At 42.2% G+C, this 4,765-nt stretch carries 5 protein-coding genes; 4 read left to right on the top strand and 1 reads right to left on the bottom strand.

What is annotated here, in order from left to right:
• Positions 1-446 precede the first annotated feature (446 nt).
• Positions 447-1,313, bottom strand: coding sequence for an SAM-dependent methyltransferase TehB (tehB, locus tag I2503_RS08950; protein ID WP_196967728.1), 867 nt, complete (start codon positions 1,311-1,313; stop codon positions 447-449).
• Positions 1,314-2,020: 707 nt separating this feature from the next.
• Here tehB and pyrH point away from each other — a divergent pair.
• The 4 genes from pyrH to I2503_RS08930 all read left to right on the top strand — a co-directional run bounded on the left by pyrH (position 2,021) and on the right by I2503_RS08930 (position 4,648).
• Positions 2,021-2,764 carry a UMP kinase gene (gene pyrH / locus I2503_RS08945; protein WP_196092164.1) on the top strand — a complete coding sequence of 248 codons (744 nt, stop codon included), beginning with the start codon at positions 2,021-2,023 and terminating at the stop codon, positions 2,762-2,764.
• Positions 2,761-3,318 carry a ribosome recycling factor gene (gene frr / locus I2503_RS08940; protein ID WP_196967727.1) on the top strand — a complete coding sequence of 186 codons (558 nt, stop codon included), beginning with the start codon at positions 2,761-2,763 and terminating at the stop codon, positions 3,316-3,318. The genes pyrH and frr overlap by 4 nt, the downstream gene beginning before the upstream one ends.
• 243 nt (positions 3,319-3,561) lie before the next feature.
• Entirely contained in the window at positions 3,562-4,434 is an 873-nt protein-coding gene (gene cvfB / locus I2503_RS08935; protein WP_196092162.1) for an RNA-binding virulence regulatory protein CvfB, read from the top strand.
• Positions 4,427-4,648 carry a YozE family protein gene (locus tag I2503_RS08930; RefSeq protein ID WP_196967726.1) on the top strand — a complete coding sequence of 74 codons (222 nt, stop codon included), beginning with the start codon at positions 4,427-4,429 and terminating at the stop codon, positions 4,646-4,648. Before cvfB ends, I2503_RS08930 begins: the two co-directional genes overlap by 8 nt.
• Positions 4,649-4,765: the final 117 nt, after the last annotated feature.

The following is a 4,765-nucleotide window of genomic DNA, read 5'->3' as shown; positions in this document are numbered from 1 at the left end:
ACAAAATCCCCTTCTCTTTGCTTCACAACTAGGCTCAGCAGGCATCAATCTGCCAAATAAATTGTCCTATTTTTAGAAAAATGGTTGACAAATGGTAGAAAAATCTCTGGGGGAGATTTTGAGCTTGTTGAGTACAACTTTCGAAGAAAGTTTCAAATAATACTCATTACATTTCAAAATCAGAATGTGTTAATCTTCTTCGCCGAACTATAGTTCAGCCTTCATCAGATTGATGGCAAGCGACGCTTGCTTCATTACCTATAAATTTTAATCCAATTCCTGGATTAAAATTCGTTTCAGATTTCGAACTGTTTCGAGTATAAGTACGGCAAGACGAGCTAATATAGTAATAAAAGATAAACTAAAAGAGTCTATTAATCCTCCTCGCCGAACCCTCGCTCTACCTTCATCGGATTACTTTTTCAGATTTCGAGCTATTTCGAGTATCAGCTTGGTTTTCTGGCGAGCATGGTTGCGAATTGAAGTTGGATAGGATTTCCTTGAGAATCTTCTTTATGGAGATGTCCAAGATTTTCATTGTATTTGATGAGCTCCCAGTCGTTGTAATAATGAGCTAATTCACCTTCTTTAAAGGTAAAGGGAAAAGCGATTGGGCAAGGGTGGCGCTCTGTATCCATAGCACAAACAATGAGATTATACCCCCCTGGTTTGGTTTGATCTTGCATGTTCTGAATGATGTCTGGAATTCGGCTGGCATCTAAAAACATCAGAACAACAGTTGAAAGAATCCAATCGTAGGATTTTTCGATGGAAGCCTCATGAATATCATAGCGTTCAAGGTTTAGAGGGATGTTTTCTTCGTCGGCGATTGCTTGAATATTGTTCAAGGCCTGTCCATCCTTGTCGACCGCTGTAACCTCTAACCCTTGGTGTGCCAGATATAAACTATTTCGACCGGAGCCACATCCCAAGTCTAATACTGTATGAGCCTGTATGATTGGGAGGGCCTCTAAAATTTCTGAATGCACAGCCCCGCAATTGTATTTTTTGACAAAGTAGTCCTCAGGACGACAGTAAAACTCTAAGTACCATTCCAAGGAATCTGATGCTACCTCTACACGGTGCCACTTTTGAGGTTCTACAAAAGGAATGGCATCTCCTGCCTTCCACAGGTGACTTTCCAGTATCTCTCCGTTTAAATCTAGAAAATGAAAACGCAAAGCTCCTTTCAGAATACGGATTTTCCCCCAAGTCCCTGCTTTGGTATTGTGCTGTCTTGTTACTGTCTGGGGCGTCGTTACCTGGGTCCAGATGGGCATACGTTTATAAGGAATGAGTTTATTTGTATTCATAGTCTACTTCCTTTCTATGTTTATCATAGCTTATTTTGAAAGGGAATACAAATAATGTGAGAAAAATCTGTTTAGATTCAATTTCTATCAATTTATAGTCTCTTGGATTACAGTTGTTATTGTGAATTTTTTTTGACGGGATAATTGGAGTGAAAGAACCTAGTTTTGATGAATCCTGTGAAAAAAAGACCTTAAAAATGTGCCGTTTGAATCGTTAATGTTTAAAATATTTGGATAAGATGAAGGGGGAGAAAAGGTAAGACGGTGACTCCAAATCCAGTGAGAAAGGAAATATAGTCTTTCAGTACAAGGAAGCGAGTCGTAGACAGGTCAAAATCTTGAGGGGGATTTTGAGGTTGCTGATAAAACTTTCGAAGAAAGTTTCAAATAAGTACGGCAAGACGAGCTAACACAGTAATAAAAGATAAACTAAAAGAGTATAACGAACCCTTTTGAAACGAAATGAGTTCTTCCCCCCCCATTGCTTTAGTTCTGGCGGATCTCGCAATGAAATATGCTTGCGCGTTTTTATTTTCCAGGGGTAACGAGGGGCAAAAATTTAAAAAAGTGTAGTTTACCTTTGTAAAAATTGTAAATCGGACGATCTGCCCCCCTGTTTTGATAGGGATCGTTAATGAAAGCGAAAAGATTGCGACTCTATACGATATTTGTGTTACAATAGTTAGGACAAAAAAAGGAGAGGTGAGATGGTGAAACCTAAATACAATCGTGTCTTGATTAAGCTATCCGGAGAAGCCTTGGCCGGTGAACGCGGTGTCGGGATTGACATTTTAACGGTTCAAAAAATGGCGGCAGAAATTGCTGAAGTTCAGGCTGCGGGAGTGCAAATTGCCCTTGTTATTGGTGGCGGAAACCTTTGGCGGGGGGAGCCAGCAGCTGCGGCGGGTATGGACCGAGTACAAGCGGACTATACTGGAATGTTGGGGACCGTGATGAATGCCTTGGTGATGGCTGATTCCTTGCAACAAGTAGGTGTGGATACGCGTGTGCAGACTGCAATTCCAATGAACCAGGTTGCTGAACCTTTTGTCCGTGGTCGGGCACTTCGTCATTTGGAGAAGGGTCGGATTGTGATTTTCGGGGCGGGAACTGGCTCCCCTTATTTCTCAACCGATACGACAGCTGCACTTCGGGCAGCGGAAATCGAAGCTGAAGCCATTTTGATGGCTAAAAATGGGGTTGATGGAGTCTATAATTCCGATCCTCGTAAAAATGCGGATGCGATTAAGTTTGATGAATTGACCCACCGTGATCTTCTGAATAAAGGCTTGGCAGTTATGGATTCAACAGCATCTAGTCTTTCAATGGATAATGATATTGACCTCGTGGTCTTTAATATGAATGAACCAGGAAATATCCGCCGTGTTGTCTTCGGAGAACAAATCGGGACAACTGTTTCTAATAACTCACAAAAGGAGAATGATGAATGAGTAACGCAATTGTAACCAGAGCTCAAGAACGTATGAGCCAATCTCACCAAAGTCTTGCCCGTGAATTTGCATCGATTCGTGCAGGTCGTGCGAACGCAAGTCTCTTGGACCGTATCACTGTTGAATATTACGGTGTAGACACGCCTTTGAATCAAATCGCTTCTATCACAATTCCAGAAGCGCGCGTTCTTTTGGTAACACCATTTGATAAATCTTCTTTGAAAGATATTGAGCGTGCTTTGAATGCCTCAGATCTTGGTATTACACCTGCCAATGATGGTTCTGTGATTCGTTTGGTGATCCCTGCCTTGACAGAAGAAACCCGTCGTGATTTGGCCAAAGAAGTGAAAAAAGTTGGTGAAAATGCGAAAATCGCTATCCGTAACATCCGCCGTGATGCTATGGATGAAGCGAAGAAGCAAGAAAAAGCAAAAGAAATCACAGAAGACGAATTGAAAGGTCTTGAAAAGGACATTCAAAAAGTAACAGATGATGCTGTTAAGAAAATCGATGAAATGACAGCTGGTAAGGAAAAAGAAATCTTAGAAGTCTAATCCTCTGTACAGTTTAAAATCTGAACATTGCCAAGCCGCTTTGGTGCCCCTTCGTTCGACCAGCATCGGTAGCGATTGCATGCTTTGCATGCATCATGTAGATATAAATTTTAATTCAATTCCAGAATTAAAATTCTAGTCAGATTTCAAACTGTTTTGAGTCATTTGATTTTGAAGTGAAATAGGTCTAAGTTCGGATAAGGAGGTTGGCGCAGCCAACCTCCTTTTGAAAAAGGAGTAGATATGGAAAGTTTATTGGCTACGTATTTGGTGGGCCTGATAACAGACGAAAATGATCAGTATTATTATGTTCAAAAAGAAGGGCAGACCTATGCTCTGGATAAAGCTGAAGGGAAGCATGCTCTAGGGGATTCTGTAAAGGGGTTTGCCTATGTGGATATGAAGCAGAAGCGGCGTTTGACAACGATTGAGGTAACAGCTGACCGGGAGAACTTTGGTTGGGGCCAAGTAACGGAGGTGCGCCGTGATTTGGGAGTATTTGTGGATACTGGTTTGCCTGACAAACAGGTTGTGGTATCTTTGGATATTTTGCCAGAGTTAAAAGAATTGTGGCCTAAGAAGGGAGATCGTCTCTACATTCGGTTAGAGGTCGATGCCAAAGAGCGGATTTGGGGAATTTTAGCTAGTCCGGAAGATTTTCAACGCTTGGCTGGGCCGGCTTATGACAATATGCAGAATCAAACCTGGCCTGCTATTGTTTATCGGTTGAAGTTAAGTGGGACCTTTGTGTATTTGCCTGAAAATAATATGTTGGGCTTTGTTCATCCATCTGAACGTTTTGAGGAGCCTCGTTTGGGACAGGTTTTGGATGCGCGAGTGATTGGTTTTCGCCAAGTTGATCGGACTCTGAACCTCTCGCTCAAGCCTCGTTCCCATGAAATGTTGGCCAACGATGCTCAGATGATTGCCCAGTATTTGCAGTCCAATGGCGGCTTCATGACTTTGAACGACAAGTCTTCACCGCAGGCCATTAAGGAGACCTTCGGGATTTCTAAGGGACAATTTAAGAAGGCCTTGGGTGGCCTCATGAAGGCTGGAAAAATCAAGCAGGATGAGTGGGGCACCGAGTGGATTGGGGAGGAAGATCATGCGTAAATCTTTCTACCACTGGCTCATGACCCAGCGAGATTCTAAGGTGGATGTGGAGGCTGCTGCCTTGGCGGATCTGGTCTTTACCGAGACCGCCTTTCCCCGCCAAAGCAGTGATTTTGACCAGATTAGCCGCTATTTGGAGGAAGAAGCCTCTTTTGCCTTTAATTTAAGTCAATTTGATCGTATTTGGGAGACTTATTTATCCCAGTTAGTGTAAAATAATTCTCGGTAGCCGATTGAAAAAATAAAAAAGTCCTATATCCTAGGAAGTGCAAAATCAACCCGAAAGGATATAGAACCTATGACTATTGTATCAGAGATTTTCGAGAAATTA

The organism is Streptococcus sp. NLN64 (assembly GCF_015831295.1).
Taxonomy (GTDB): Bacteria; Bacillota; Bacilli; order Lactobacillales; family Streptococcaceae; genus Streptococcus.
This window is presented reverse-complemented; position numbering and strand designations above follow the sequence as displayed.